Below are 827 nucleotides of genomic sequence, written 5' to 3'. Positions count from 1 at the left end.
ATCAATTGAAGAAGCCCAAGACGTGTGCCAGCCATGGTAAAGCGCAACACGCGCAGAGCAATATTAAAAGCCATCAGAGCGGCAATGGTTTTGATAATGGCGCTTGTTAAAGTTGGGTGCGCATTCGCCCACGCCATAAGCCCATTAGTAAAATTACCAACAGTTTCCATGAGACTGTTGAGAGGAGGCAGAAGCACTTCACCAATGCTAATCCCCAGAGCCACAATACGGTTTTGTAAGAGCTCAAATTGCCGCATGGCACCGGTTGCTTGTTTGTCTGCTTCTTGTTCTACCGAGCCTTTAAAGACTTGTGGATCTTTCACATAATCTAAAGCTTGCCCTAACAATTCGGGGTTACCCACCAATTTGGCAAAATCGCCGGTAAAATCGCGCCCCGCAATGGCAATCAGCGAACGCATCCCCTGTTCGGATTTGCCCAACACATTAAAAAAGCGCACCAAGGTACCGGTGGCATCTTTGTCGAGATCTTGCATGAATTTTTCGCGAGAAAGCCCAATATTGGCAAAAGCATCTTCAATATGTTTGCCTCCTGCTTGAATGCGGGCACTCATGGCATTAAAACCACGCGCGGCACTCTCAGGAACAATCCCAGCAGAAATCATCGCCGTACCAAATGCTGCTGTTTCCCGCGCGGTGAGCTTAAACATGGTTGCCGCACCGGTAGCACGATTGGTAAAATCAGACACTTCACTGGCTTTTGCCGCCATGTGGTTAGAGAGATGATTGATGGCATCGCCTAGATCTTCAATGCCTGCTTGATTAAGCTTAAAGACATTGCGCAATTTGGCAAAGCGCTCCCCAATCTG

General features: G+C 48.1%; 1 protein-coding gene. It reads right to left on the bottom strand.

Translation table 11 applies throughout. The features are described 5' to 3' along the window. A partial coding sequence (locus ACFILZ_RS10230; RefSeq protein ID WP_375611076.1) for a phage tail tape measure protein occupies positions 1–827 on the bottom strand: 827 nt, incomplete at both ends.

Origin of the sequence: Bartonella sp. AP40SXNS (assembly GCF_042195825.1) — a bacterium.
In the GTDB taxonomy this organism is placed as follows: domain Bacteria; phylum Pseudomonadota; class Alphaproteobacteria; order Rhizobiales; family Rhizobiaceae; genus Bartonella.
The sequence above is the reverse complement of the archived record's forward strand: the minus strand, read 5'-3'. Positions and strand labels throughout refer to the sequence as shown.